Annotated in this window: 32 protein-coding genes; 26 read left to right on the top strand and 6 right to left on the bottom strand. The window is 48.3% G+C overall.

The genetic code is table 11. The features are described from left to right. Positions 1-32: 32 nt before the first annotated feature. The 6 genes from pruA to AWQ23_RS05475 form a co-directional block, all read right to left on the bottom strand. Positions 33-3053, bottom strand: a complete 3021-nt coding sequence (gene pruA / locus AWQ23_RS05500) for an L-glutamate gamma-semialdehyde dehydrogenase (protein ID WP_071884949.1) — start codon at positions 3051-3053, stop codon at positions 33-35. Positions 3054-3158: 105 nt separating this feature from the next. Next, complete coding sequence (locus AWQ23_RS05495; protein ID WP_062433302.1) at positions 3159-4889, bottom strand: ammonium transporter; 1731 nt, start codon at positions 4887-4889, stop codon at positions 3159-3161. Positions 4890-4957: 68 nt separating this feature from the next. After that, entirely contained in the window at positions 4958-6022 is a 1065-nt protein-coding gene (locus AWQ23_RS05490; protein WP_062433299.1) for a TrkA family potassium uptake protein, read from the bottom strand. A 431-nt stretch (positions 6023-6453) separates the two neighbouring features. Continuing rightward, entirely contained in the window at positions 6454-8253 is a 1800-nt protein-coding gene (locus tag AWQ23_RS05485; protein WP_232308968.1) for a hypothetical protein, read from the bottom strand. Further along, positions 8243-8557 (bottom strand): potassium channel family protein, encoded by a 315-nt coding sequence (locus AWQ23_RS05480; RefSeq protein ID WP_062433296.1) that lies wholly within the window; start codon positions 8555-8557, stop codon positions 8243-8245. The genes AWQ23_RS05485 and AWQ23_RS05480 overlap by 11 nt, the downstream gene beginning before the upstream one ends. Positions 8558-8842: 285 nt before the next feature. Beyond that, on the bottom strand, positions 8843-10987 hold the full coding sequence (locus AWQ23_RS05475; protein ID WP_062433293.1) for a polyribonucleotide nucleotidyltransferase: 2145 nt from the start codon (positions 10985-10987) through the stop codon (positions 8843-8845). Between the two features lie 592 nt (positions 10988-11579). Here AWQ23_RS05475 and rplC point away from each other — a divergent pair. The 26 genes from rplC (at position 11580) to rplQ (ending at position 25297) form a co-directional block, all read left to right on the top strand. Beyond that, the gene (rplC, locus tag AWQ23_RS05470) at positions 11580-12221 is read left to right on the top strand and encodes a 50S ribosomal protein L3 (RefSeq protein ID WP_012306690.1); all 642 of its coding nucleotides are present in this window, start codon (positions 11580-11582) and stop codon (positions 12219-12221) included. Positions 12222-12321: 100 nt separating this feature from the next. Continuing rightward, positions 12322-12954 carry a 50S ribosomal protein L4 gene (rplD, locus tag AWQ23_RS05465; RefSeq protein WP_062433288.1) on the top strand — a complete coding sequence of 211 codons (633 nt, stop codon included), beginning with the start codon at positions 12322-12324 and terminating at the stop codon, positions 12952-12954. Between the two features lie 4 nt (positions 12955-12958). After that, entirely contained in the window at positions 12959-13270 is a 312-nt protein-coding gene (locus AWQ23_RS05460; RefSeq protein WP_030006191.1) for a 50S ribosomal protein L23, read from the top strand. A gap of 22 nt (positions 13271-13292) precedes the next feature. Continuing rightward, positions 13293-14120: a 50S ribosomal protein L2 gene (gene rplB / locus AWQ23_RS05455; RefSeq protein ID WP_030006190.1), complete on the top strand. Its 828-nt coding sequence runs from the start codon at positions 13293-13295 to the stop codon at positions 14118-14120. A gap of 36 nt (positions 14121-14156) precedes the next feature. After that, entirely contained in the window at positions 14157-14435 is a 279-nt protein-coding gene (gene rpsS / locus AWQ23_RS05450; RefSeq protein WP_012306686.1) for a 30S ribosomal protein S19, read from the top strand. A gap of 15 nt (positions 14436-14450) precedes the next feature. Further along, entirely contained in the window at positions 14451-14810 is a 360-nt protein-coding gene (gene rplV, locus AWQ23_RS05445; protein ID WP_030006189.1) for a 50S ribosomal protein L22, read from the top strand. 45 nt (positions 14811-14855) lie between these two features. Continuing rightward, on the top strand, positions 14856-15578 hold the full coding sequence (rpsC, locus tag AWQ23_RS05440; protein ID WP_012306684.1) for a 30S ribosomal protein S3: 723 nt from the start codon (positions 14856-14858) through the stop codon (positions 15576-15578). 58 nt (positions 15579-15636) lie between these two features. Then, entirely contained in the window at positions 15637-16056 is a 420-nt protein-coding gene (rplP, locus tag AWQ23_RS05435; protein ID WP_012306683.1) for a 50S ribosomal protein L16, read from the top strand. A 3-nt stretch (positions 16057-16059) separates the two neighbouring features. Next, positions 16060-16266, top strand: a complete 207-nt coding sequence (rpmC, locus tag AWQ23_RS05430) for a 50S ribosomal protein L29 (protein WP_062433285.1) — start codon at positions 16060-16062, stop codon at positions 16264-16266. Between the two features lie 21 nt (positions 16267-16287). Beyond that, a complete protein-coding gene (gene rpsQ, locus AWQ23_RS05425) occupies positions 16288-16527 on the top strand; it encodes a 30S ribosomal protein S17 (RefSeq protein WP_012306681.1) in 240 nt (79 codons plus the stop codon). Positions 16528-16579: 52 nt separating this feature from the next. Then, positions 16580-16948 (top strand): 50S ribosomal protein L14, encoded by a 369-nt coding sequence (gene rplN, locus AWQ23_RS05420; RefSeq protein ID WP_012306680.1) that lies wholly within the window; start codon positions 16580-16582, stop codon positions 16946-16948. Positions 16949-16950: 2 nt separating this feature from the next. Continuing rightward, the gene (gene rplX / locus AWQ23_RS05415) at positions 16951-17301 is read left to right on the top strand and encodes a 50S ribosomal protein L24 (protein WP_012306679.1); all 351 of its coding nucleotides are present in this window, start codon (positions 16951-16953) and stop codon (positions 17299-17301) included. Between the two features lie 74 nt (positions 17302-17375). Then, the gene (rplE, locus tag AWQ23_RS05410; protein ID WP_030006187.1) at positions 17376-17921 is read left to right on the top strand and encodes a 50S ribosomal protein L5; all 546 of its coding nucleotides are present in this window, start codon (positions 17376-17378) and stop codon (positions 17919-17921) included. 25 nt (positions 17922-17946) lie between these two features. Further along, positions 17947-18348, top strand: coding sequence for a 30S ribosomal protein S8 (gene rpsH / locus AWQ23_RS05405; RefSeq protein WP_030006186.1), 402 nt, complete (start codon positions 17947-17949; stop codon positions 18346-18348). Positions 18349-18381: 33 nt separating this feature from the next. Beyond that, on the top strand, positions 18382-18924 hold the full coding sequence (gene rplF, locus AWQ23_RS05400) for a 50S ribosomal protein L6 (protein ID WP_030006185.1): 543 nt from the start codon (positions 18382-18384) through the stop codon (positions 18922-18924). Between the two features lie 2 nt (positions 18925-18926). Continuing rightward, complete coding sequence (gene rplR, locus AWQ23_RS05395) at positions 18927-19289, top strand: 50S ribosomal protein L18 (RefSeq protein ID WP_062433282.1); 363 nt, start codon at positions 18927-18929, stop codon at positions 19287-19289. A 30-nt stretch (positions 19290-19319) separates the two neighbouring features. Beyond that, complete coding sequence (rpsE, locus tag AWQ23_RS05390) at positions 19320-19841, top strand: 30S ribosomal protein S5 (RefSeq protein ID WP_012306674.1); 522 nt, start codon at positions 19320-19322, stop codon at positions 19839-19841. A gap of 51 nt (positions 19842-19892) precedes the next feature. Next, entirely contained in the window at positions 19893-20333 is a 441-nt protein-coding gene (rplO, locus tag AWQ23_RS05385) for a 50S ribosomal protein L15 (RefSeq protein ID WP_030006184.1), read from the top strand. Between the two features lie 97 nt (positions 20334-20430). Beyond that, complete coding sequence (gene secY / locus AWQ23_RS05380) at positions 20431-21750, top strand: preprotein translocase subunit SecY (RefSeq protein WP_012306672.1); 1320 nt, start codon at positions 20431-20433, stop codon at positions 21748-21750. An 85-nt stretch (positions 21751-21835) separates the two neighbouring features. Then, entirely contained in the window at positions 21836-22399 is a 564-nt protein-coding gene (locus AWQ23_RS05375; protein WP_062433279.1) for an adenylate kinase, read from the top strand. Positions 22400-22454: 55 nt separating this feature from the next. Beyond that, positions 22455-22679, top strand: coding sequence for a translation initiation factor IF-1 (infA, locus tag AWQ23_RS05370; protein ID WP_006276978.1), 225 nt, complete (start codon positions 22455-22457; stop codon positions 22677-22679). Positions 22680-22817: 138 nt separating this feature from the next. Continuing rightward, complete coding sequence (rpmJ, locus tag AWQ23_RS15740) at positions 22818-22931, top strand: 50S ribosomal protein L36 (RefSeq protein WP_071819462.1); 114 nt, start codon at positions 22818-22820, stop codon at positions 22929-22931. Between the two features lie 74 nt (positions 22932-23005). Then, positions 23006-23383 (top strand): 30S ribosomal protein S13, encoded by a 378-nt coding sequence (rpsM, locus tag AWQ23_RS05365; RefSeq protein ID WP_012306670.1) that lies wholly within the window; start codon positions 23006-23008, stop codon positions 23381-23383. A 59-nt stretch (positions 23384-23442) separates the two neighbouring features. Further along, positions 23443-23832 carry a 30S ribosomal protein S11 gene (gene rpsK / locus AWQ23_RS05360; RefSeq protein WP_012306669.1) on the top strand — a complete coding sequence of 130 codons (390 nt, stop codon included), beginning with the start codon at positions 23443-23445 and terminating at the stop codon, positions 23830-23832. A 113-nt stretch (positions 23833-23945) separates the two neighbouring features. After that, the gene (locus AWQ23_RS05355; protein ID WP_012306668.1) at positions 23946-24887 is read left to right on the top strand and encodes a DNA-directed RNA polymerase subunit alpha; all 942 of its coding nucleotides are present in this window, start codon (positions 23946-23948) and stop codon (positions 24885-24887) included. A 59-nt stretch (positions 24888-24946) separates the two neighbouring features. Then, entirely contained in the window at positions 24947-25297 is a 351-nt protein-coding gene (gene rplQ / locus AWQ23_RS05350) for a 50S ribosomal protein L17 (RefSeq protein WP_012306667.1), read from the top strand. Positions 25298-25302 lie beyond the last annotated feature (5 nt).

Here is a 25302-nt window from a genome sequence, read left to right as displayed (position 1 = left end):
AGTAATTGAGACGATCGCCATTATTTCATCAATTAATCAACACCTTCGATGGGAGCAAACCCTTGACGCTGGACATTTTCAGTCACATGACGTGGCTCTAGGAATTGCAGAAGATAGTCAGGGCCTCCCGCCTTAGAACCTACACCGGACATCTTAAAGCCCCCAAACGGTTGACGGGCCACGATCGCCCCCGTAATCCCCCGGTTGATATAGAGATTGCCCACTTCAAATTCCTCCGTTGCTCGCTCGATGTGTTGCGGTGTCCGGGAATAAAGGCCCCCGGTTAATGCGTAGTCCGTACCGTTGGCAACTGCTAAGGCTTCATCGAAAGAACTGACTTTAATCACCGCTAATACTGGCCCAAAAATCTCCTCCTGGGCGATCGCCTGATCCGCTTGCACATCAGTGAAAATAGTTGGGGACACATAAAAACCATTGTTGGGAACTGCCGTTTCAAAGGCGACTTTTGATTGTTCCTTGCCCTTCAAGATGTAGTCCTTGATCTTCGCTTGGGCTGCCCCGTCAATCACCGGCCCCATCTTGACGCTCGGATTATCCGTTTCGCCGACCTGGATTGATTTCACCGCCTCCACCAAACGTTCCACAAAAATATCGTGGATCGATTCCATCACAATCGCGCGCGAACAAGCCGAACATTTCTGACCGCTATAGCCAAAGGCCGAATGAAGCACACCCGCCACCGCTTGGTCGAGGTCGGCACTGTCATCGACGATAATCGCATTCTTGCCGCCCATCTCGGCAATGACCCGCTTCAAGTGCTTTTGACCGGGTTGGACGATCGCCGCATTGGCATAAATATTACAACCCACTTCCCGGGAACCCGTAAAGGCAATCAGATGCACATCGGGGTGTTTAACCATCGCTGCGCCTACGGTGGATCCACGTCCTGGTACAAACTGAAAGACACCTTTAGGAATCCCGGCTTCAATGAGGATTTCCGCGATTTTTGCACCGATCACGCTGGAGGTTTCAGCGGGTTTTAGGAGGGTACAGTTGCCCGTCACCAAGGCCGCAACAGTCATCCCCGTGGCGATCGCAAAGGGGAAATTCCACGGAGAAATCACCACCGCAAGGCCGCGCGGTTGGTAATGGTAGCGGTTAGTTTCGCCACAAACATCGTATTTTTTGAAGCCCTGTACCTGGGATAAATCATCGGGTTTAACGGTATAACCCTGGTGCAAACGCTCCATTTCGTCGGCGTAGTAGCGACAAAAATCAATGGCTTCGGAGACTTCTGGATCTGCTTCCTTGAGGATTTTGCCCGTTTCTAGACAAATCAACGCATTCAACTCGTGGCGACGGGCTTCCATGATGTCGGCAGCTTTACGGAGAATGTTGGCCCGTTCCGAGACGGGGGTTTTCTTCCAGGCGGGAAAAGCGGCTTTGGCGGCGGCGATCGCCTCCGTTGCTTGTTCTAGGGAAATTTGACCAACTTTACCAATGAGTTCTGTGGAACGGGAGGGATTCACCGAGTCCACAAAATTTTCGGTTTGTACATATTCACCGTTGATGTAGGGCAGATAACGTTTGCCAAGCTGTTTTTTTACCTCGGCGATCGCAAATTGGGACTTATCCCGCAGTTCTGGCTCGGCATAATCAACGTTGGCGGCCCCGGCAAATTGCAGATGACTACTATCAAGATCATGAATGGTTGCGTTGAGATCCCCCGTCGGTGGCGCGATTAATTCTTCAACGGGACGCTCTTCTAGGTTCTGGCGGAGGAAAGAACTATTAGCGGTATTCTCCAACAAGCGCCGGATTAGGTAGGCCATGCCCGGCAAAATTTTGCCATAGGGACAATACACCCGCACCCGATAACCTTCTTTTCCCAACGCCTTCGCAATTTGATCCCCCATGCCGTACAGCACTTGACATTCAAAATTACGCCGGGGAATATTGAGTTCTTTTGCGATCGCACAGGCAACCGCCTGGGAACGCACATTATGGCTGGCGATCGCCCCGTAGAGATACTGATGGTTTTCCAGCAGCAGCCGGGTCATGCGTTCGTAATTAATATCCGTCGCGCCCTTTTCGTTGAAAACCGGCTGTTCCCAGTGGCTTTGCAGCGCCGTAATCGTTTCTTGATCCCAGTAAGCGCCTTTCACTAAACGGACAGTGACAGGGGTACCCCGTTCCTTGGCCCACTCAATTAAGCTCTCTAAATCGGCGTAAGAATCCCGCAAATAGCCCTGTAAAGTCACGCCAATATCACTACGGTGCCGAAACTCCTCTTCCAGCAACACGTCTTTCAAAATCTGGAGGGTGAGGGTTTTATATTCGTAATGCTCCATGTCAAAGTGCACCGCAACCCCCAATTCCTGGGCATGGCGCAACAATAGGCGCACCCGTTCCGCAACATTTTCTTTGCTGCCCGCCGGATCGAGGGGGTCAAATTGGGAATAAAACGCTGTCAATTTTACAGATACTTGCACCTTGGCGAGATCTTCCCTGTCCGCCGCATCAATGGCATCGACCTTAGGCCAATGTTTTGCCGCTGTCGCCAAATCCGCCATTAAATCGAGGTAAGTTTGCTGATATTTCTGGGCTTCTGATTCGGTGATCACTGCCTCGCCCAAGAGATCAATGGTGAACGCCATTTTGTCTCGACGCAGACGTTCAACGGTTTTTAGCACCTGTTTGACGTTTTCCCCCGAAATATATTTAAACGCGAGGGTTTCCACTGATTTACTAATGGTTGCGGCCGCAATCTGTGCCGGAGGAGAATGGGGTTCAGTAAAATTGAGGATTTTTTTTAAGGCTCCAGGCAACTCCACCGACTCATCCCCTAGATACTGTTGGAGATGCTGGGCGATCGCCGTATTATCCTTGAGGGCTGGCAACACATCAATGAAGCGAAACAGTTGCACCCGCAAATGGGGATTTTCCATGGCCCAGCCTAGCAATTTATCATCTAGGCGCATCTGGTCTTGGATTTTCGAGAAAAATGACCGTTTTTCCCTGGTGGCAGCGATTAACTCCCTAGCAATTTGTTGGGTACGCGCTTCGTAACGATCCTGAGCATCGATGACCACAGCTAACAATTCTCCGAAAAGACCTATGGTTTAATTTTCCCGGAAAAAGGCAGGCCCAGGGGTAGAGGCTTTGTCAGTGTTTCAGGACTTGGTGAATTTATATTGTCAATCACTCCAATCTGCGGCAACTGGCTGATTTTCATTGGGGGCAATGTTGGTAGCCTGCACTTGTGTTAAAAATTGCCCAAAGCTGGTGGTGGCGATCGCCATGTGGGTAATTTCGGCCATGGTCAGCGCCGGGGGCAAATCGGGTAATTGTCCTTGATAGGTGAGACTCGGCTCCCCAAACCGCTGCTGAAAAATTTCTCCGAGCACAGCCTTTAGGGTCGTTTGTTGTTGCTGCTGTAGTTGTTCGAGGGCCGCTGTTTGCTGGTTAATGGTCTGGAGTAACTGTTGAAGGGAGCGGCCTAAAATGCCCAATTCATCGGGGCGATCGCCAAAACTGGCAAACAAATCTGGGTCAAAATTTTGGTGCTCAATGGCGGCCACGGCCATTGCGGTGATTGTATAAAGTTCCTCTAGGGATTCGGCATTTTCCCGGTGATTTTGTTCGAGGGCGTCGATCACTTGGTTGTAACGGGTGGCAATGTGGCCAATTTCCGTAAAGGGTTCTACGGGTACCCGCAGGGTCAAGTCTTGGGTCGCGGCCTGGTGATCCATCACCTGAAACAGTTCGTAGGCATCGGTTTTGGCTCCATGTTCAGAAATATTCAAACCCAGGGCTTCGGCTTCCGGGGAAACCCGCAAGGGATACCACCGCTGCAACAGTTGCAAAATTAGCCAAGTCAGCCCCGTCCCCCAGGCAAGGGCGATCGCCACCCCCAAAAGTTGTACCAACAGTTGACTATGGCGCGCTTCGACATTGCCAAATAACCCGACACAGAGGGTTCCCCACAGTCCCGCACCTCCATGGACGGCGATCGCATCCACTGCATCATCAATTTTGTAACGCTTTAAAAGACTCGACACCCATCGGGCTACCCCCGCCGCCGTTATCCCCACCACCACCGCTAAGGGACTCGACACCAGATCGCAACAAGCCGTAATCGCCACCAGTCCCGCCAGGGAACCATTGATAATTTCCTCGACCTCTGAGCGCTTGAGATACCATTGGCTAAGGAGCATCGCCGTCACCATCCCCGCAGTTCCTGCCAGCACTGTATTGGTAATAATTTGGGGCACCTGGTCATTAAAAACGAAGGTACTTCCCCCGTTAAATCCCAGCCAGCCCACCCACAACAGCAACGCCCCCAAAACGGCAAAGGGCAAGTTCGATCCTTGGATTTTTTGGGTTCCTGTGGGGGTAAATCGCCCTTCCCTGGCCCCGACTAAAAGCAAGGTGCCCAGGCTCACCCAAGCCCCCATGCTATGCACCACCGTACTGCCCGCAAAATCCAGAAACCCCAGTTGTCGCAACCAACCTGCTTCGTTCCAGGCCCAATGTCCAAAAACCGGATAGATAAACCCCGACACCAGGATCACAATGATGATGTAGGCTTCAAACTTGAGGCGTTCGGCGATCGCCCCCGAAATAATCGTTGTGGCCGTACCGCAAAACATCGCCTGGAACAAGAAAAAAGCCGCTTCTTCGGGGTTCCCAGTCGTGCCCAAAAAGAAATTGCTCCCACCGATCCCCCCCCACTGAGATAACCCAAACATCAGACCATAGCCAATTCCCCAGAACAGCATCACCGACAGACCAAAATCGGAGAGATTTTTAACGGCCACATTAATGTTATTTTTTGTGCGGGTCAGGCCAGATTCGAGGCACATAAAGCCAGCTTGCATCAACAGTACCAAACCAGCACAAATTAGCAACCACAATTGATCAATCATAAAGTAATGGGTTTCCTTAGGAACGGATAATTCATCGGGATTAAATTAATTTTGCTGAGGAAAAAAGCTTATTTAGGTTGAAATAATTGATAAAACCGGGCAAATTTAGGAATGTCTTCTTCGTGACCCAAAACCACTAAAATATCCCCAGAAGTCAACATTAAAGTTGGACTTGGATGGGTGATAAAATCGCCTTGAAATCGTCGTAAAGCCACCACAATAAAAGCCCCTTTGCCGCGAATTTCTAGTTCCCGGACTGTTTTCCCCACGAGGGATGATTGGGGGGCGATCGCCAACTCGATCATCTGCACATTAATTTGTTGCAAAAGATCATTCAGTTGTTCCTGTTGAGAAGACTGACTAAAAAAATCCGTCGCGGGAGGTGTCGTAATCAAATTAGCCATCCGCGCCCCGCTGACACTGGCAGGTAAAATGACGTGGTTTGCCCCTGCTAACCGGAGCTTTTTTTCGGTACTGGGCACTTCCCCCCGCGCCAAAATCATTAAGTCTGGGTTCAATTCCCGGGCAGTCAAAGTAATAAACACATTGCTGGCATCGCTATCAAGCACCGTCGCTAAAGCCTTGGCCCGCCGAATGCCTAACCCCTGCAGAATCAGCTCATCTGCCGGATCTCCCTCCTTGGTTAGATAACCCCGCTGTTCAGCGATCGCCAATTGTTCTGGATCAATGCTGAGCACCACAAAAGCTTGTCCCGAATCTTCGAGTTTTTGGGCTAAAATTTGGCCAATATAGCCAAAGCCACAAATAACAATGTGATTTTCTAAATTGGAAATGCTTTTACGTTGTCTTTCTGCCTCAAACGCCCGATTAATCTCTCCCTCCGTCACCATTTGCACAAATCCTCCTACCCCGTAGATGGCTGCTGATGTCCCCGCTAAGATGACAAAAATCGTAAACAGTTTTTCCGGCGTCGTCTCCAGGGGTTTGACTTCTCCATATCCCACCCCAAACACCGTGATCACGACCATATAAAACGATTCTAGGGCCGTCCAACCAAACAGCATGTAGCCGCAGATCGCAATCACAATAGTGATTAAAAAAAAGATCGACCCAGTTGTTACCCGTTGAAAAGGGGTTTGGGAAAATTGAGGTGCAGCGTGGGGACGATCCATACTCTGAATAACTTTAAAGCGATCGCGATGGTTACCCTAGAGTATGACAGTTTCCCTCAATGTAGCTTGTATCTAATTTAGCTTCCCTGAAAATCGTAGTTTTCTGGAATTTAGCCTTAACCTTTTGCTTAAAATTTCTTACTCCGGAGAAAATTGATTAATTTATTCTTCTGGTGATTTTACAGGGATAGATAATGGTATTAAATAAAAAAAGTCCCCAGGCCGCTTGAGGATTTTATGTTAAGTAAAAACCCTGAAAAATAACGATGTTACTCCTAAATTCTGAAGCTAAACTGAGGGGATAAAATGTAGAAAATTAGCATTAATCTTGATGGTGAGTAGACGAGGCTGCCAGAAACAATTCCTTTAACTCAAAATGAATGACATCAGTCATTTTTTTAGAAGTATAGAGACGATTTCATCAGACCTGTTTAATCACTTCTACCACCACCTAATAACCACATTAAATTAAAACCAACGCTCACATCATCATCAGATTGACGAATTAGGCTACCAATATTTCCTTTGCCTGAGGTGTTGGTACCATAAACTCCTAAACCAAAATTGGATTTGGGGAATAAATAACGCGCACCAGCTGCCCAAACAAAGGGATCATCACTAAGCATAGGAGTTACTTCCCCAATTAACTGTAGTCCGGGAGACAGCTGTAAATTAACACCTAAACCTGCACCAACAATGCTCTCGTCAGAAAATAACGCTACTTTCGGATTTAACGTAAAACTAATCGTATCATTGGGAGAATAAGCAAAAGATAAATCTCCTAAAAAGGAATCGGTACCATCTTGAAATACAAGTGCAATTCTCGAACCTAAGGAAAAGGGATCACCTTGGGCCTGATTCAAAAAATTAAGTTTAGTCGCAACACCAGCTTTAAAATTATTTTGTAATGGTTGATCATTATCTGCTAATTGCGAAGCTAGAAATTCTATTTGAGCAGTATCACTGAGACCAAAACTAAGCTGTGCGCTACCACTGTCTCCATCAGTAGTAATTCCACCATCCAAAAGAATCATTCCTTTACGAACAGTGGTGGGACTACTAAGGAGAATGCCATCAAATAGTAATTGCTTCTCTCGATACGTCATAGGAGGAAAAGGGTTATCTCCAAAATTCCCCCGATAGGTTTGAGCAAGATCAGGTGTATATCTAAGCTTAAATAAAGCTCCTACTTCATCACCATTGGGCAGAAAAGTTAGTAACTTAGTTGCTGGCGTAGTGCCTAGCCGGTTGGTCACTGAAAAATCCAAGGCGAGGTTCGGACTATGCAAATAACTAAAACCAGCATTCCAAACCACTTTTTCGCTAATACTACCGTCTGTATTGACGCTATTGCCGCCAGAAGAGCCAATCGGAAAATTAATGTCCGCTAGCAAACCAAATCTTTCGCTTAGTTGAAGAGTTATCCCTGTACCAACATTAAAGAAAGTACCGTAGAAATCTCCCCCATTAACGGTCTCAGGGAAAATCGTCGCTCCAGCCACTGCATGCCACTGAGCATTTTCGGAGATATTATATGTCACTGGTAATTGAATAGTACCAGCCAGAACATTATCTTTTTGGCGGGCAGAAGTACCTTGTTCACTGAATAAACCATTTTCGGAACGGACTTGTATCCATTCAAGTGAACCAACAATTCCAAGACTATAGGAAGGTTCTTCGATCAGTTTGTATTTAACATTTGGTGCTACAGATGAAAAAGTTAGATTAGTTCTTTCTCCATTAAATCTATCACCTAAAACATCATCAAAAAATGAGACATCCGCACCTATTTGTAATCTGTCCGTAACACCATATTCAATAGAACCATAATATACTTGTAACCCCACACCAGTGGATTCTGAATTAGTAGGATAGACAATAAATCCAGAACTAAGATCAAGAACGCCTGAAGGCAATGTAGTTGCTGATTCTATAGTTGCAGACTCTAAAAAATTAGCCTCGAAAGGACTAGTCGAATATTCAATGACTCGATTCCCTGTGACTATTGCTTCTTGAGTATCGGCATCTTCCTGCTCAACAATATCTGAAATCAGCATCTGAGCACTATTTTCTAAATCGAAAGCATTGGTATCTGCAGAATTTCCTATCAGAGATTCGTTGACTTCATCTGCTGCAGCCACAGCAAAAAAACTAGTCACTAAATTGATAGAGAAAAGATATAGGCTTAGTTTTTTTACATTCATGGCAACAGCTAATTGATTAATCCACACAATGATAACGCCTTAAATCATATCCAGATCTTTTTTTGAAGTCAATGATGGCCGCTGATGTCCCCGCTAAGATGACAAAAATCGTAAATAGTTTTTCCGGTGTCGTCTCCAGGTGTTTTACTTCTCCATATCCCACTCCAAACACCGTGATCACGACCATATAAAACGATTCTAGGGCCGTCCAACCAAACAACATATAGCCACAGATCGCAATCACAATGGTGATTAAAAAAAAGATCGACCCAGTTGTCACTCGTTGAAAAGGGGTTTGAGAAAATTGAGGTGCAGCGTGGGGACGATCCATACCCTGAATAACTTTAAAGCGATCGCGATGGTTACCCTAGAGTATGGCAGTTTCTAGCAAACCAGCTTGTATCTAATTTAGCTTCCCTGAAAATTACACTTTCTTAAAGTCTAATCTTAACCTTTTGTTGAAAATTTCTTACCTTGAAACAATTTGATTGGTTAGTCTATTCTTCCGACCATTTGACAACGATAAATTCTGGTGCCAAACAAAAAAAATCCCCCAAGTCACTTGAGGGAAATTACATTAAATTACAACACCGAAAAATAGTGATGTTTTATATTTTTATTGAGCAGCAACCCGAGCGGCGGCCGCTTCATCAGGATGGATCCCTAGGCGGGTGAGATTAATGCGTCCTTTGTTATCAATTTCGCGCACTTTAACCACCACTTCATCACCGACAGCAACTTCATCTTCGACTTTGCCCACGCGACCTTCTGCCAGTTGCGAAATGTGGATCATGCCCTCTTTCCCCGGCATAATTTCCACAAAGGCACCAATTTGAATAATGCGGGTGACTTTACCGAAATACACATCCCCTTCGTTGAGCTTGCGAGTCATGTTTACGATTAGGCGCTTGGCTTTCTCGGCATTTTCCGATTCAGAGGAGGCGATCGTTACGGTACCGTCATCGGCAATATCCACCTTAGCGCGGGTTTGCTCGGTAATCCCTTTAATGGTTTTGCCACCAGGGCCAATGACCATCCCAATTAAATCGGGATCAATCTTGATGGTGAGTAGACGGGGAGCGGCTGGGGACAATTCCTTCGGCTCGGCAATGACATCGGTCATTTTTTCAAGGATATGGAGACGAGCGGGCAAAGCTTGCTTAATGGCTTCTGCGACCACTTCAACAGCTAAGCCAGTGATCTTCATGTCCATCTGGAGGGCCGTAATCCCGTCCGCTGTCCCGGCAACCTTAAAGTCCATGTCGCCGAGGAAGTCTTCAATCCCTTGGATATCGGTGAGGATACGGACTTCTTTTCCTTCTTTGATCAGCCCCATCGCGGCACCACTCACGGGCTTTGCAATGGGCACCCCAGCATCCATCAATGCGAGGGTAGAGCCACAAACAGAACCCATGGAGGTGGATCCGTTGGAAGATAAGACTTCAGAAACGACCCGAATGACATAGGGAAATTCATCCTTCGGCGGCAATACGGGTAAAAGGGCGCGTTCGGCCAAGGCCCCGTGACCAATCTCTCGACGGCCCGGCGATCGCATTGGGCGAGTTTCACCCACGGAGTAGGGGGGGAAATTGTAATGGTGCAAGTAGCGCTTTTCGTCGGAGGGATGTAAATCGTCCATCTCTTGGGCATCACCGGGCGTTCCAAGGGTAGCAATGGATAAAACTTGGGTCAGACCTCGGTTAAATAAACCGCTACCATGGACGGCTCTCGGTAATACAGCAGTGCGACAGGAAATGGGGCGCACTTGATCCAATTTACGACCATCAACCCGAACCCCATCTTCGACGATTTGGCTCCGCATCAGCTTTTTCGTCAGCGCCTTGAAGGTGTTATCAATGAGCTTGGGTTCTTCTGTGGTTTTCAGCCGCAGTGGTGCATCTTCCGGCAGAGCTTCGATGGCCTCAATGATTTCTGTTGCTTTGATTTCATCGAGGGCGGCATCGCGACCATTTTTATCGAGGTCAAATTGACTCAGGACTTTTTTGATCTTGTCCGTGGCGCGATCGCCAATGAATTTTTCGAGCTCCTCATCCTTAGCGGGTGGCTCAGCGCTGACCATCTCAACGCCAAGTTCCTTCATCAACGCGCGTTGGGCTTCGATCAACTCTTGGATCGCCTCGTAGGCGAAATCAATCGCCTCGATCATGTCCGCTTCTGGCAACTGATTGGCTCCGGCCTCAACCATGATCACACCGTCGGGGGTGCCAGCAACTACGAGGTCTAAATCCCCATTCATCATTTCTCGGTAGGTGGGATTGAGGATAAAATCATCCCCCACCAGACCAACTCGGACGGCGGCCATCGGCCCGTAGAAAGGTAAACCCGCGAGCAATGTGGCCACAGAAGCCCCCGTCACAGCGAGGACATCCGGCGGCACCTCTTCATCGAGGGAGAGCGTTGTGGCGACAATCTGAATATCGTCCCGCAACCACTGGGGAAATAGCGGGCGCATCGGTCGGTCAATGAGGCGCGAAATGAGCGTTGCCCGTTCTGGGGGGCGGCCTTCTCTTCTTAGATAACCACCGGGAATTCGTCCTGCTGCGTATAACCGTTCTTCGTAATCTACCAACAAAGGTAGAAAGTCAATTCCTTGTCTGCCAGGGGCTGTCGTTGCACTGACTAAAACCGCTGTATCTCCTGATTCAATTAAAACTGACCCGCCGGCCTGAGGCGCAAACAAACCTGTTTTTAGTCGAATTTCTCGCCCATCGAAAGAAATCGACTGAATATGTTCTTGCATTATTGCGTGTTGTCCTTTTGTTTATGATCACTTTTCTTCGTTCTGTGGCAATCGTAACACTTTATGCTGGCCCCGATCCTAGACAGCATTGGCGATCGCCCCTGGTTCCTTGAACTCCCAAAAATCTCCTTCAAAGCGTCAATCTCTGTCTCAAGAATTAAGAACTGTCATGTTTTTCTGATACGCCCCTTGCCAAGGCTCACTTTCTCCGCTTATAATGCTCGCTTGTGGCTAAATGTAACCAGTTATACGAAGTTTCCTGACGAAGCATAGAACCCCTGCCCCCTTGTTCGTCGCATCGGTTCAACCCAGAAACAGGCTTCCCTCAGGCTGCATTTTCCGGTCACAATTTTTAGGCGATCGCCCCAAGCGACAGCCCCCCTCCTGCAGTTACAGCAAGATACTGAAGCAAGCGCTTTAAGTCTTGGGTAAAACGTAGTACACCTACCTGTAGGCAAAAACCTTTCAGAGCCATAAAACACTCTGAATATCCAAGAGTAGAAGACAAGAACCACAACTCCTTCGGGAGCGGTTCATATTATTTCTACTCACCTTTTAATGTTGTCTATTAGTAGATAGAGGTCTCTGTTCCGTGTCACTCGGTATCCTCGGTACTAAACTCGGTATGACCCAAATCTTTGATAACGAAACTGGAACTGCGATTCCTGTTACCGTTGTCCAAGCAGGGCCCTGTACCGTCACCCAAATCAAAACCTCCGAAACAGATGGCTACACCTCCGTGCAAATCGGCTACGGAGACGTTAAGGAAAAGAACTTAACGAAGCCTCAACTGGGGCATCTCAAAAAAGCAGATGCTGCCCCCCTCCGCCACCTCAAGGAATATCGCCTCGATGACGTTTCTGGCTATGAACTTGGCCAAGCGATCACCGCAAATATTTTTGAGGCCGGCCAAGTTGTCGATGTTTCTGGAAATACCATTGGTCGTGGTTTCGCTGGTTATCAAAAACGCCATAACTTTAAGCGAGGCAACATGACCCACGGTTCTAAGAACCACCGTCTCCCCGGTTCTACCGGTGCAGGGACGACTCCCGGTCGTGTTTATCCCGGTAAGCGCATGGCGGGTCGTTATGGTGGAACCAAGATCACCGTCCGTAAACTCGAAGTGGTTCGCGTTGACGAAGAAAAGAATTTATTGCTGATCAAAGGTGCAATTCCTGGCAAAGCCGGCAATTTATTAAGTATTGCTCCGAGCAATATTGTGGGCCAAAAGTAATTAGGTTTGCGTGGCGATCGCCATTTGCAACCCCTTTACGAAAAACCACAGCTTTATTTATTTCATTAGCTGATAACCGATAATCCGATACTTCATCACTATGGTTAACTGCGCAGTAAAAAATTGGCAAGGAGAAGAAGTTGGCCAGGCCAACCTCGACTTCAAAGTTGCCAAAGAAGAAAATGCCGCACATATTGTCCACCGCGCCCTTGTACGTCAGCTAAATAACGCACGTCAGGGAACTTCTTCCACGAAAACCCGTGCAGAAGTCCGTGGGGGTGGACGCAAACCTTGGCGTCAAAAAGGAACTGGCCGGGCAAGAGCTGGTTCAATCCGTTCCCCATTATGGAAAGGTGGCGGTGTCATCTTTGGCCCCAAACCCAAAGAGTACAACCTTAAAATGAACCGCAAAGAGCGTCGTTTAGCACTTCGTACCGCTTTCCACAGCCGGAACGGAGATCTCATCGTCGTTGAAAACTTTGCCGAGCAATTTGCCGCTCCCAAAACTAAAGAGTTGGTCAATGCCATGACCCGCTGGGGCGTCGCATCCGGAGAAAAAGTACTCCTTGTACTTGCTGAGATGACTGACAACGTATATCTCTCTGCCCGCAACATTGCTTCTGTGAAAATGGTTCCTGCCGATGGTTTGAATATTTTTGATATTCTTAACGCTGGCAAAATCGTAGTCACCTCCGAAGCACTGGCTAAAATCCAGGAGGTTTACAATGACTAGTAGAATGCCTACCGCGAGCCGGGTGCCAACCCGTGACCTCGCTGATCTAATTCTCAAGCCCATTGTTAGTGAAAAGGCGACAATTCTGCTTGAAGACAACAAATATGTGTTTGATGTTGCCCTCAAAGCAACAAAAACCGACATCAAAGCAGCCATTGAAACTCTGTTTGAAGTCAAAGTTGTTAAGGTCAACACCAGTCGGCCACCCCGCAAGAAAAAGCGCGTCGGTCGCTTTATGGGCTTCAAACCCCAGTACAAGCGGGCAGTCATCACCTTGGCAGAAGGGGATACAATCACATTGTTCCCAGAAGTATAGTCGTCATTCACTTGAATAAATCATGGGTATTCGTTCATTTAGACCATATACTCCGGGAACTCGTCAGGCTACGGTCTCTGACTTTTCGGAGATTACCAAATCCAAACCGGAAAAATCTCTTACCAAATACAAACACCGCAAAAAAGGCCGTAACAACCGTGGTGTGATCACTTGTCGTCACCGGGGTGGTGGCCACAAGCGCCTTTATCGTCTGATCGATTTTCGCCGCGACAAGCGGGATATGACCGCCCAGGTGATTGCGATTGAGTACGATCCAAACCGGAATGCTCGCATCGCCCTGGTGCAGTACGAAGATGGCGAAAAACGCTATATCCTGCAACCAGCTGGCCTTGGCGTCGGTGACACGATTATCGCTGGGGAAGAAGCGCCCTACGAAATCGGCAATGCTTTACCGCTCTACAAAATCCCCCTTGGTACTGAAATCCACAATATCGAGCTTTATGCTGGTCGTGGTGGCCAGATGGTTCGTTCTGCGGGTGCTTTTGCCCAATTGGTCGCTAAAGAAGGTGATTATGTCACCATCAAGCTGCCTTCCAAGGAAGTCCGGATGGTTCGCAAAGAGTGCTACGCCACCATTGGCAAAGTGGGCAACGCTGAAGCTCGGAACTTAAAGCTTGGGAAAGCGGGGAGAACCCGTCACCTGGGACGTCGGCCCCAAGTCCGCGGTAGTGTTATGAACCCGGTAGATCACCCCCATGGTGGTGGTGAGGGTAGAGCACCCATTGGTCGCAGTGGTCCTGTGACGCCTTGGGGTAAACCTGCCCTCGGTAAGAAGACTCGCAAGAAGAAGAAGCAAAGTAGCTCTTTGATTGTGCGCCGTCGCCGTTAATTATCTATTTTTGTTCATTACACGCTGTAAGAAACTATGGGTCGTTCACTGAAAAAGGGTCCGTTCATCGCGGACAGCCTCCTAAAAAAAATTGAGAAGCTCAATGCTTCCGGTGATAAACAAGTGATTAAAACTTGGTCACGGGCATCGACAATTTTGCCTCAGATGGTGGGTCACACGATCGCCGTTCATAACGGTCGTCAACATGTGCCTGTTTTTGTGTCTGAGCAAATGGTAGGTCACAAGCTGGGAGAATTTGCCCCCACACGGACCTTCAAGGGCCATGCCAAGAGTGATAAGAAAGCACGTCGATAAGGGTTAAAGAAAACAATGACTATCGATACTCAAACTGAAGTCAAGGCGATCGCCCGCTATATTCGGATGTCTCCGATCAAGGTCAGACGAGTCCTCGATCAGATTCGTGGCCGTAGCTACCGCGAAGCCTTGATCATTCTCGAATTTATGCCCTATCGCGCTTGTGAACCTGTACTGAAGGTTTTACGATCTGCCGTTGCTAATGCGGAACATAACGAAGGGTTAGACCCCGCCGATCTCGTTGTTAGTGCAGCCTTTGCTGATGCTGGCCCCGTGTTGAAGCGGTTCCGCCCCCGGGCCCAAGGACGTGCTTATCAAATTCGTAAGCCCACCTGTCACATCACCGTTGCTGTGGCCCCTGGTGCTGCCGAATAGTACTCCTAACCTGTCGTAGATCGTAAACATCAAAAGGAACAAACCGTGGGACAGAAAATTCATCCAGTTGGTTTCCGTTTGGGGATTACAAAAGAGCACCTCTCCCGTTGGTACGCCGACCCCAAACAATACCCTGCCCTCGTGCAGGAAGACTACAAAATCCGCCAGCACATTGATGCAAACCTCAATAACGCTGGTATCTCCAAAGTTTTGATCGAGCGTAAAGCCGATCAAGTTGACCTAGAGATTCACACTGCCCGGCCCGGTGTTGTCGTTGGCCGTGGTGGTTCTGGCATCGAAGCCCTCAGAACGGGGCTCCAGGATGTCCTTGGCGATCAGCGCCAAATCCGCATCAACGTTGTCGAAGTTAACCGCGTTGACGCCGATGCTGCCCTCATCGCTGAATATATTGTTCAGCAACTTGAGCGACGGGTATCCTTCCGTCGGGTTGTTCGCCAAGCCGTTCAACGGGCCCAAAGAGCGGAAGTTCAAGGGATCAAAATCCAAGTAAGTGGTCGCTTAAACGGTGCAGAAATTGCCCGGACAGAGTGGGTACGTGAAGGACGTGTTCCCCTACACACACTCCGCGCTGACATCGACTACTCTTACAAAACTGCCCAAACCATTTACGGAATTCTTGGGATTAAAGTTTGGATCTTCAAAGGCGAAATTATTCCGGGTCAAGAAGAAACTTCTGCCGCTAATGCTGCCCCTCTGCCCCGTCGCAAATCTCGACGTCAGCAGTTTGAAGACCGTAGCGAACAATAAATTGCCCAACTACTGGCAATTTAATTTTCTACCCTCACTGTTTACCCTTTAGGAAACAATGCTAAGTCCAAAACGTACAAAATTCCGGAAGCAGCATCGCGGTCGCATGCGGGGAATGGCGTATCGCGGCAACAACATTCAATTTGGTGACTACGCGCTCCAAGCCGTTGAACCCAGTTGGATTACCGCCCGTCAAATTGAAGCCGCCCGTCGTGCGATGACCCGTTACATCAAGCGGGGTGGTAAGATTTGGATCCGAATTTTCCCCGATAAGCCCATCACCATGCGTCCGGCGGAAACCCGTATGGGTTCTGGTAAAGGTAACCCTGAATTCTGGGTTGCTGTGGTTAAGCCCGGCCGGATCATGTTTGAGATGAATGGTGTCGCTGAGCCGATCGCCCGTGAAGCCATGCGCCTTGCGGCCCAAAAGCTGCCGATTAAAACCAAGTTCATCACCCGCAACGAGGAGTATATCTAGATCATGCCTTTACCCAAGATTGAAGATGCTCGCAAACTCAATGACCAAGAGCTTGCTGACGAAATCGTTGCCGTCAAGAAACAATTGTTTGACCTCCGTCTCCAAAAAGGTACTGGTCGCCTGGAGAAAACCCATGAGATCAAGCATGCTCGTCACCGTCTCGCCCAGTTGATGACGGTTGAGCGCCAAAGACAACTCCAAGCTCAGTAAAAGTAGGAGACAGAATCTCGTATGGCTACGAAAGAAAGAGTGGGAATGGTCGTCAGCGACAAGATGGATAAAACCGTAATTGTGGCTGTGGAAAACCGCTCTCCCCACCCGAAATACAAAAAAATCGTGGTTAAGACCAAGCGTTTTAAAGCCCACGACGAGGAAAATAAGTGCAAAGTTGGTGATCGCGTTCGTATTCGCGAAACCCCTCCCACCAGCAAAACCAAGCGCTGGACTATTGCCGAAATCCTCAACCAATAGTTTTTACTAACTGTTGACCCTAATCTATTTTCTTTACCCTTACCGTAAAGCCGTGATTCAACAACAAACCTATCTTAATGTTGCCGATAATAGCGGTGCTCGTAAACTGATGTGCTTACGGGTTCTGAGTACAGGGAATTGTCGTTATGGTGGCATCGGCGATCAGATTATCGCTGTTGTTAAAGAAGCAATTCCCAACATGGGTGTCAAAAAGTCTGATGTCGTTCGAGCCGTTATCGTGCGGACGCGTCAACCACTCCGCCGTGCTAGCGGTATGAGTATTCGTTTCGATGACAATGCCGCTGTCATTATCAATGCAGAAGGCAATCCGAAAGGCACCCGTGTTTTTGGTCCCGTCGCCCGTGAGTTACGGGATAAAAACTTCACCAAAATTGTTTCCCTTGCACCGGAGGTCATCTAACCATGGCAGGACGCAAAAGTTCCACCCCCACACGTCACAAAATGCATGTGAAAACGGGTGATACGGTTCAAGTCATTTCTGGTCGCGACAAAGGCAAAGTAGGCGAAGTCATTAAGACTCTGCCCAAATCCAGCAAAGTCGTAGTCAAGGATGTCAATATCCGCACCAAGCATGTCAAGCCTCAACAGGAAGGTGAGTCGGGTCAGATTCAAACCTTTGAAGCACCGATCCACAGCTCCAATGTGATGCACTATTCCGAAAAGGAAAAAGTTGCTAGTCGCATTGGCTACCAGCTGACTGAAGATGGCCGTAAAGTGCGTGTATTAAAGAAAACCGGTGAAGTGATCGACTAATCGGCTTTTCTTGAAATTTTTATCTACATTTAGTTTTTCCCTGACCAAGCCCAGGGAGGTTAAACGTAAAATCTATGTCTCAAAGACTCAAAACCCTTTATCAAGACAATATTGTTCCTAAATTAACGGAGCAGTTTGGGTACAGCAATGTCCATGAAGTGCCCAAGCTTGTCAAAATTTCAGTGAACCGGGGTCTCGGGGAAGCTTCTTCTAATGCCAAGGCAATGGAGTCTTCCATTAAGGAACTGTCAACCATCACTGGTCAACGCCCCGTAATCACCCGTGCGAAAAAGGCGATCGCCGGCTTCAAGATTCGGGAAGGGATGCCCGTCGGCGTGATGGTGACGCTGCGCTCCGAAAAAATGTATTCCTTTTTGGATCGTCTCATCAGCTTAGCCCTGCCCCGCATCCGCGACTTCCGTGGCATCAGCCCTAAAAGTTTCGATGGACGTGGCAACTACAGCTTAGGGATTCGTGAGCAACTGATTTTCCCTGAAATTGACTACGATTCCATTGATCAAATCCGAGGAATGGACATTTCCATCATCACCACCGCGAGAACCGATGAAGAAGGTCGTGCGCTGCTGAGAGAAATGGGTATGCCCTTCCGTGAAAGCTAAATCTTAGGAGAGATTAAAGGTAATAATGGCGGCTAACGATACCATTTCCGATATGCTCACCCGCATCCGTAATGCGTGCATGGTGCAGCATGACAACACAAAAGTCCCGATGACTCGCATGACCCGGAGCATTGCTGAAGTGCTGAAGGACGAAGGTTTCATTGACAACTACACCGAAGCAGGTGAAGGGATTGAAAAACACCTTGTTATTTCCCTGAAGTACAAAGGTCGTAATCGTCAACCGATTATCCAAAAACTTCAACGGGTAAGTAAGCCGGGGCTTCGGGTATACAGTAACCACAAAGACTTGCCTCGCGTGCTCGGTGGGATTGGAATTGCGATTATTTCAACTTCCAAAGGCGTGATGACAGATCGCCAAGCCCGTAAAGAAGGTATTGGTGGTGAAATTCTTTGCTACGTCTGGTAATCGTGGCTGAAGTTGATATCAGGAGAAAAACGAATGTCTCGTATTGGTAAAAAACCAATTCCCATCCCCGACAAAGTGACCGTTACCCTCAATGGTGCCAATGTTGCGGTTAAGGGCCCGAAAGGTTCCCTTGAACGGACATTACCCGAAAAAGTAACTGTCACCCAAGAAGACAACACCGTTGTTGTCTCCCCCGTGGATAACTCTCGGACGGCCCGTGAACGTCATGGCTTGTGCCGCACCCTTGTGGCTAACATGATTGAAGGCGTTTCCCAGGGTTACTCAAAACAACTCGAAATTATCGGTGTTGGTTATCGGGCCCAGGTACAGGGAAATAAGCTCACCCTTAATGTGGGCTACAGTAAGCCTGTAGAAATGCAAATGCCTGAAGGCGTGACTGCGGCTATGGGTGAAAAAAATACTCAAGTGATCATCTCTGGTATTGATAAAGAGGTTGTGGGTAACACGGCTGCTAAAGTTCGTGCTGTCAGACCTCCTGAACCCTACAAAGGTAAAGGGATCCGTTACCAAGGTGAATACATCAGACGTAAAGCTGGTAAGGCAGGTAAGAAGTAGAGATGAAAGCAACTCGCAAACAACTCACGCAGCGTCGTCATTTCCGTATTCGCCGTCGTGTCGAAGGGACTGGCGATCGCCCCCGTTTAGCAGTATTCCGCTCCCACAAGCATATCTATGCCCAGGTGATTGACGATGAGAAGCAACATACCCTAGCGGCTGCTTCTACCCTAGACAAAGATCTCAAGGGCGAACTCGCATCCGGTGGTAACATCTCAGCTTCCACTGCAGTCGGTAATCTCATTGCCAAGCGCGCCCTCGAAAAAGGCATTACCAAAGTCGTCTTTGATCGCGGCGGTAACCTTTATCATGGTCGTGTCAAAGCCTTAGCAGATGCCGCTAGAGAAGCCGGTCTGGACTTTTAAGCTGTTGATGAAATCATTAGGAAAATAATTATGGCAAAGCGTCGTAAATCATCAAAGAACAAAGAAAAAGAAACAAACTGGCAAGAGCGTGTGATCCAAATCCGTCGCGTCAGCAAAGTTGTCAAGGGTGGTAAGAAACTCAGTTTTCGCGCCATTGTTGTCATTGGCAATGAGACCGGAAAGGTCGGCGTTGGCGTCGGTAAAGCAGGAGATGTCATTGGTGCTGTTCGCAAAGGTGTCTCCGATGCGAAAAAACACGTTGTCGATGTTCCTTTAACAAAAACCAACACCATTACCCACCGGATCAATGGCGTTGCTGGTGGCGCAAAAGTAATGATGCGTCCCGCTGCTCCCGGTACCGGTGTAATTGCTGGTGGTGCTGTGCGGACTGTACTCGAACTCGCTGGTGTGAAAAATATTCTCGCCAAACAATTGGGTTCTAGTAGCCCCCTGAACAATGCTCGGGCGACCGTTGATGCATTGGGTAACCTCCGGAGTTTCTCTTCCGTTGCCCAAGAGCGTGGCGTTTCTATCGAACGGATCTATGCCTAACCCTAATTTGGCGGGCTAAGGACATTAGTAAAACGTTTACTCAAAAAAACCATGAAGTTATCCAATCTATCCCCTAAAGCGGGGTCAAAGAAGCGTCGTCGCCGTGTCGGCCGTGGCATTGCTGCTGGTCAAGGCGCAAGCTGTGGCTTCGGCATGCGGGGTCAAAAATCCCGTTCTGGTACTGGTACAAAGGCTGGATTTGAAGGGGGACAAATGCCCCTTTACCGTCGTGTACCGAAGCTAAAGCACTTCACCATCGTGAATCCCAAAAACTTCACCATTGTGAATGTTGGCCAATTAGCTGACCTGCCAGCCAACACAGAAGTTACCCTTGAAAGCTTAATGGCAGCAGGCATTGTCACCACCAACGATGGCCCCCTAAAGGTTCTTGGTGATGGTGAACTGTCCGTTGCTCTCAAAGTAACTGCAGCGGCGTTTTCTAACGGCGCTAAAGCAAAAATCGAGGCGGCTGGCGGCAGTTGTGAAGCCTAGAAAAATTCGGGAACAAAGCACTAAGTTAGAATTTATCAAGGTTGCTTAATACTTCTTAGAACTGTTCATTACGTAAACTCCCGAAGAGAACATCACTATGGTTGTCAGTCGCGAAAAAACACCAACCGCCCAAGAAACCTTTATGCAAATGGCACAAGCCGCTGGCCTTCGGGGTCGTCTGCTTGTTACCCTTGGTCTTTTGGTTCTTGTTCGGTTTGGCGTTTTTATTCCAATCCCCGGCATTGACCGGGTCGCCCTAAGTGAGGGGATCCAAAATTCTCCTCTCTTGGGCTTTCTAGATGTATTTGCCGGTGGTGGTCTTTCCGCTGTCGGCATTTTTGCCCTAGGGATCCTTCCCTACATCAATGCCTCAATTATTATGCAGCTCATGACGGCAGCAATTCCTGCCCTTGAGGATATGCAAAAGAATGATGGTGAGGCTGGGCGTCGTAAAATTTCCCAGATTATCCGTTATGTGACGGTGGGCTGGGCGGCTTTACAAAGTTTTGGGATCACGCTGCAAATTCTGCGCCCCTATGCTTTAGATCCTGGTTTTACTTTCGTGTTGGAAACCACATTAGCACTGACGGCAGGTTCTGTCTTTGTGATGTGGATTTCTGAGTTGATTACCGAAAAAGGTTTAGGCAATGGGGCTTCTCTGTTGATTTTCGTCAACATTGTGGCCGTATTACCAAGAACTTTAGGCAATACTATTGAATTTGCCCAGACTGGTGGTCGAGCAGTGATTGCTAAAGTCATTTTGCTGCTGGTCGTTTTTCTGATCATGATTGTCGGGATTGTGTTTGTACAGGAAGGAACACGCCGGATTCCGATTGTTTCTGCCCGTCGTCAGGTGGGTCGTAAGCTCTATCGGGAACGCACAAGCTACTTGCCCCTACGACTGAATCAGGGTGGGGTAATGCCGATTATTTTCGCCTCGGCTGTTCTGGTGCTGCCTTCTTCTTTGGCGGGTCTGGCTGGCTCAGGGGAAGGGTTCTTTGGTCAAGCGATCGCCACAATTTCGACACTGCTACAACCGGGCAGAATTCCCTATGTGTTGGTCTATCTCGCTTTGATTCTCTTTTTCAGCTATTTCTACGCGTCTTTGATCGTGAATCCGGTAGATATGGCCCAGAACTTGAAGAAGATGGGGTCTAGTATTCCTGGCATTCGTCCTGGTCGGGCCACGAGTGAATACCTCGAAAAAGTGATCAATCGTTTGACCCTATTGGGGGCAATTTTCCTTGGCTTAGTCGCAACGGTTCCTACTTTTGTAGAAGGGGCGACAGGGGTCACGACTCTACGGGGTTTTGGGGCCACTTCCCTACTCATCTTGGTGGGGGTTGCGATTGACACAGCCAAGCAAATTCAAACCTATGTTATTTCCCAGCGTTATGAAGGCATGGTTAAACAATAGTGTTTTTAGCAGGGTTTAGATATTAGCTGGAATATCTAAACTCTTTGTTGATTTAGTAAGCAATTTGGATGGGAATAGAGGCGTTATGGCTCAGGGAGTAAGGTTGATTTTTTTGGGGCCCCCAGGGGCTGGAAAGGGCACTCAAGCTCAGGTTTTGGCAGAATCTTGTGGAATCCCCCACATTTCTACTGGCGAAATTCTCCGGGCGGCGATCGCCAACCAAACAGAACTTGGCCAACAGGCCCAGGGGTTTGTGGATCGTGGTGAATTAGTGCCCGATAGTCTGATTCTGAATTTAATTCGCGAAAGACTACAGGAGCAAGATGCCCAGCAAGGCTGGATTTTGGATGGTTTTCCGCGCAATGTGAACCAAGCCGAGTTCCTCAACACCTTACTCACTGAGCTGAAGCAGCAATGTGATGTTGCCCTTAACTTGGAAGTTCCCGATGCCACATTGGTAGAACGCTTACTAAGTCGTGGCAGAAAAGATGACAACCAGGAGACCATTCGGCGTCGTTTAGAAGTTTACCGGGAGCAAACAGCCCCAGTTATTGACTTCTACCAAAAACAGGGTTCTCTGAAATCCGTCGATGGCGATCGCTCCCTCGAAGAAGTTACCGCCGCCCTGGAGCAGGCGATCGCTTCATAACTCCTGGTTAGAATTCGATGCCGATTGATGAAATTTATTAGGAGATCTATTTGTTTTGTCTAAACAAGATCTAATTGAAATGGAAGGTACCGTCACCGAGTCCCTTCCCAACGCTATGTTCCGGGTTGACTTGGACAATGGCTTTAATGTGCTTGCCCACATCTCTGGCAAAATTCGCCGGAATTACATCAAAATTTTACCGGGCGATCGCGTCAAAGTAGAACTGACCCCCTACGACTTAACCAAAGGGCGGATCACCTACCGACTCCGAAAAAAATAAGCCAATCCTATCCGTTTCTTATATTCAATAGCAAAAAAACTTGCTATGATGATAAGCTTGCGGAGTTTTGTGCTAATCGCCAATCGGTTCATAGCAGAATCAATATATAGAAAATTGCTAAATCTAACCTGAAAACCTATGAAAGTTCGAGCATCCGTCAAAAAAATGTGTGATAAATGTCGTGTGATACGCCGTCGCGGTCGTGTCATGGTGATCTGCGCCAATCCCAAGCACAAGCAACGTCAAGGGTAAACCGTAGAAGTCGCTGAGGCATTTATTCCGTAACTTATAAATTATTGAAATTGTTCATTTAGGGAGAAAAAATCGTGGCACGAATTGCAGGTGTTGATCTTCCCCGCGATAAACGCATTGAAATTGCCCTGACCTATGTGTATGGCATTGGTTTATCAAGAGCCCAGGAGATCATCGCAAACACTGGGGTAAACCCCGACACCAGAGTAAGGGATCTATCTGACGAAGATGCTCTTAAGCTCCGGTCTTACGTTACCGACAACTACCAAGTTGAAGGGGATCTCAGACGTCTAGAGTCCATGAACATCAAGCGTCTGGTGGACATCGGCACCTACCGGGGCCGTCGTCATCGCCAAGGTTTGCCCGTACGTGGTCAAAGAACCCGGACCAATGCCCGCACCCGCCGTGGTCGTCGCGTCACTGTTGCCGGTAAGAAGAAAGCACCGCGTTAATCCCTTGAGTTTTACCTCACAAAGCTACGCATTTATCCTATCTTCTACAGATTAAAATTATGGCACGACAAAAGAAAGGCAGCCCTAAGAAGGTTAAAAAGAATATCCCCAACGGTGTTGCCCACATTCAATCCACCTTTAACAACACAATCGTCACCATCTCCGATACCAAAGGCGATGCCGTGTCTTGGTCTTCTGCCGGTGCAAGTGGTTTTAAAGGGGCAAAAAAAGGGACTCCCTTTGCTGCCCAAACTGCCGCTGATAACGCAGCTCGCCGCGCAATGGAACAAGGAATGCGCCAAATCGAAGTGATGGTGAGTGGCCCCGGTGCGGGTCGTGAAACTGCGATTCGTGCTCTACAAGCCGCTGGTTTGGAGATTACCTTGATTCGCGATGTTACCCCCATTCCCCACAATGGTTGTCGTCCGCCCAAGCGTAGACGGGTATAAATCCTCTGCGACTGAATTCTTGACAACAAGAAAATCAGTCTAAGTAAATATCCATCTTGTCTGAAGGCTTGGTGCCTGGCTCAGATCGCGAAAAACGGGAGATCAGAAAAAGCGTGACACAGTTTCAAATCGAGTGTGTAGAAAGCAAAACACACAAAAATCAAAGTCAATATAGCAAGTTTGTCTTTGAACCCCTAGAGCGGGGTCAAGGAACAACCCTCGGCAATTCCCTCAGACGAATTCTACTGTCTAACTTAGAAGGAACCGCCGTAACAGCGCTGCGGATTGGTGGCGTGAACCATGAGTTCGCGACAATCCCTGGTGTGCGGGAAGATGCCCTTGAGATTATCCTCAATATGAAGGAAATTATTCTCAAGAGCTACACCCATCAGCCCCAGATTGGCCGCTTAACAGCCACTGGCCCTGGTCAGGTGACGGCGGCTCAGTTTGATCTGCCTTCTGAGGTGGAGGTCGTAGATCCGACCCAGTATATTGCGACCCTCGCTGATGGTGCAAAGCTGGAAATGGAGTTTCGGATCGAGAAGGGGAAAAGCTATCGCGCCGTTCAGCGGAATCGGGACGAGGCCACTGCTTTAGATTTTCTACAGATTGATGCGGTGTTCATGCCAGTCACTAAGGTGAACTATAGCGTCGATAGTATCCATAGTGAGGGAGACGCGGTTCGCGATCGCCTAACTCTCGAAATCTGGACAAACGGCAGTATTAAGCCAGAGGAAGCATTATCCCAGGCAGCGGCGATCGCCGTTGAACTGTTTAATCCCCTCAAGGATCTCACCCTCGAAGCCATCCAAGATGAGTTGCAAGAGGACGAAGACCCAACTAGCCAAATTCCCATCGAAGAATTACAGCTATCGGTACGGGCTTACAACTGTCTCAAGCGGGCGCAAATCAACTCTGTTGCTGATCTTTTAGACTATAGCCAAGAAGATTTGCTAGAAATCAAAAACTTTGGTCAAAAATCAGCCGAAGAAGTGATCGACGCCCTCAAAACCCGTTTAGGTATTACTTTACCGGAAGAAAAAACGGCGAAGTAAGTTTAAATTTATTTGATTTTTCATTGACTGTACTGTTTACATCCTAGGGAGGAAAAAAAATGCGTCACGGTTGTCGCGTTCCCGAATTGGGGAGACCAGCGGATCAACGGAAGGCCCTCTTACGTGCCCTCACCACTCAACTGATTCGCCATGGCCAAGTAAAAACCACCAAAGCGCGGGCTAAAGCGGTTCGTTCTGAAGTGGATCGCATGATCACCTTGGCAAAAGATGGTTCCTTGGCTGCCCGTCGTCGGGCTTTGGGCTATATGTATGACAAAGATCTTGTCCATGCCCTGTTCGCCCAAGCAAAAGATCGCTATGGCGATCGCCAAGGGGGTTATAGCCGCGTTGTGCGCACCGTTCGTCGTCGCGGTGACAACGCAGAAATGGCAATTATCGAATTAGTCTAACCCAG

This window comes from Picosynechococcus sp. PCC 73109 (assembly GCF_001521855.1).
GTDB lineage: Bacteria > Cyanobacteriota > Cyanobacteriia > Cyanobacteriales > MRBY01 > MRBY01.
The sequence above is the reverse complement of the archived record's forward strand: the minus strand, read 5'-3'. Positions and strand labels throughout refer to the sequence as shown.

Excerpts from the sequence above, each read along its gene's own strand:
- rpsS (WP_012306686.1), top strand. The coding sequence starts at position 14,157 with ATGGGTCGTTCACTGAAAAAGGGTCCGTTCATCGCGGACAGCCTCCTA.
- rplX (WP_012306679.1), top strand. The coding sequence starts at position 16,951 with ATGGCAGGACGCAAAAGTTCCACCCCCACACGTCACAAAATGCATGTG.
- rplO (WP_030006184.1), top strand. The coding sequence starts at position 19,893 with ATGAAGTTATCCAATCTATCCCCTAAAGCGGGGTCAAAGAAGCGTCGT.
- AWQ23_RS05460 (WP_030006191.1), top strand. The coding sequence starts at position 12,959 with ATGCCTACCGCGAGCCGGGTGCCAACCCGTGACCTCGCTGATCTAATT.
- rpmC (WP_062433285.1), top strand. The coding sequence starts at position 16,060 with ATGCCTTTACCCAAGATTGAAGATGCTCGCAAACTCAATGACCAAGAG.
- rplF (WP_030006185.1), top strand. The coding sequence starts at position 18,382 with ATGTCTCGTATTGGTAAAAAACCAATTCCCATCCCCGACAAAGTGACC.
- rpsE (WP_012306674.1), top strand. The coding sequence starts at position 19,320 with ATGGCAAAGCGTCGTAAATCATCAAAGAACAAAGAAAAAGAAACAAAC.
- rpsQ (WP_012306681.1), top strand. The coding sequence starts at position 16,288 with ATGGCTACGAAAGAAAGAGTGGGAATGGTCGTCAGCGACAAGATGGAT.
- rplE (WP_030006187.1), top strand. The coding sequence starts at position 17,376 with ATGTCTCAAAGACTCAAAACCCTTTATCAAGACAATATTGTTCCTAAA.
- rpsK (WP_012306669.1), top strand. The coding sequence starts at position 23,443 with ATGGCACGACAAAAGAAAGGCAGCCCTAAGAAGGTTAAAAAGAATATC.
- rpsH (WP_030006186.1), top strand. The coding sequence starts at position 17,947 with ATGGCGGCTAACGATACCATTTCCGATATGCTCACCCGCATCCGTAAT.
- rplP (WP_012306683.1), top strand. The coding sequence starts at position 15,637 with ATGCTAAGTCCAAAACGTACAAAATTCCGGAAGCAGCATCGCGGTCGC.
- AWQ23_RS05375 (WP_062433279.1), top strand. The coding sequence starts at position 21,836 with ATGGCTCAGGGAGTAAGGTTGATTTTTTTGGGGCCCCCAGGGGCTGGA.
- rplB (WP_030006190.1), top strand. The coding sequence starts at position 13,293 with ATGGGTATTCGTTCATTTAGACCATATACTCCGGGAACTCGTCAGGCT.
- rplR (WP_062433282.1), top strand. The coding sequence starts at position 18,927 with ATGAAAGCAACTCGCAAACAACTCACGCAGCGTCGTCATTTCCGTATT.
- rplV (WP_030006189.1), top strand. The coding sequence starts at position 14,451 with ATGACTATCGATACTCAAACTGAAGTCAAGGCGATCGCCCGCTATATT.
- AWQ23_RS05495 (WP_062433302.1), bottom strand. The coding sequence starts at position 4,889 with ATGATTGATCAATTGTGGTTGCTAATTTGTGCTGGTTTGGTACTGTTG.
- secY (WP_012306672.1), top strand. The coding sequence starts at position 20,431 with ATGGTTGTCAGTCGCGAAAAAACACCAACCGCCCAAGAAACCTTTATG.
- rplQ (WP_012306667.1), top strand. The coding sequence starts at position 24,947 with ATGCGTCACGGTTGTCGCGTTCCCGAATTGGGGAGACCAGCGGATCAA.
- rplD (WP_062433288.1), top strand. The coding sequence starts at position 12,322 with ATGGTTAACTGCGCAGTAAAAAATTGGCAAGGAGAAGAAGTTGGCCAG.
- AWQ23_RS05480 (WP_062433296.1), bottom strand. The coding sequence starts at position 8,557 with ATGGATCGTCCCCACGCTGCACCTCAATTTTCTCAAACCCCTTTTCAA.
- AWQ23_RS05475 (WP_062433293.1), bottom strand. The coding sequence starts at position 10,987 with ATGCAAGAACATATTCAGTCGATTTCTTTCGATGGGCGAGAAATTCGA.
- AWQ23_RS05490 (WP_062433299.1), bottom strand. The coding sequence starts at position 6,022 with ATGGATCGTCCCCACGCTGCACCTCAATTTTCCCAAACCCCTTTTCAA.
- rpmJ (WP_071819462.1), top strand. The coding sequence starts at position 22,818 with ATGAAAGTTCGAGCATCCGTCAAAAAAATGTGTGATAAATGTCGTGTG.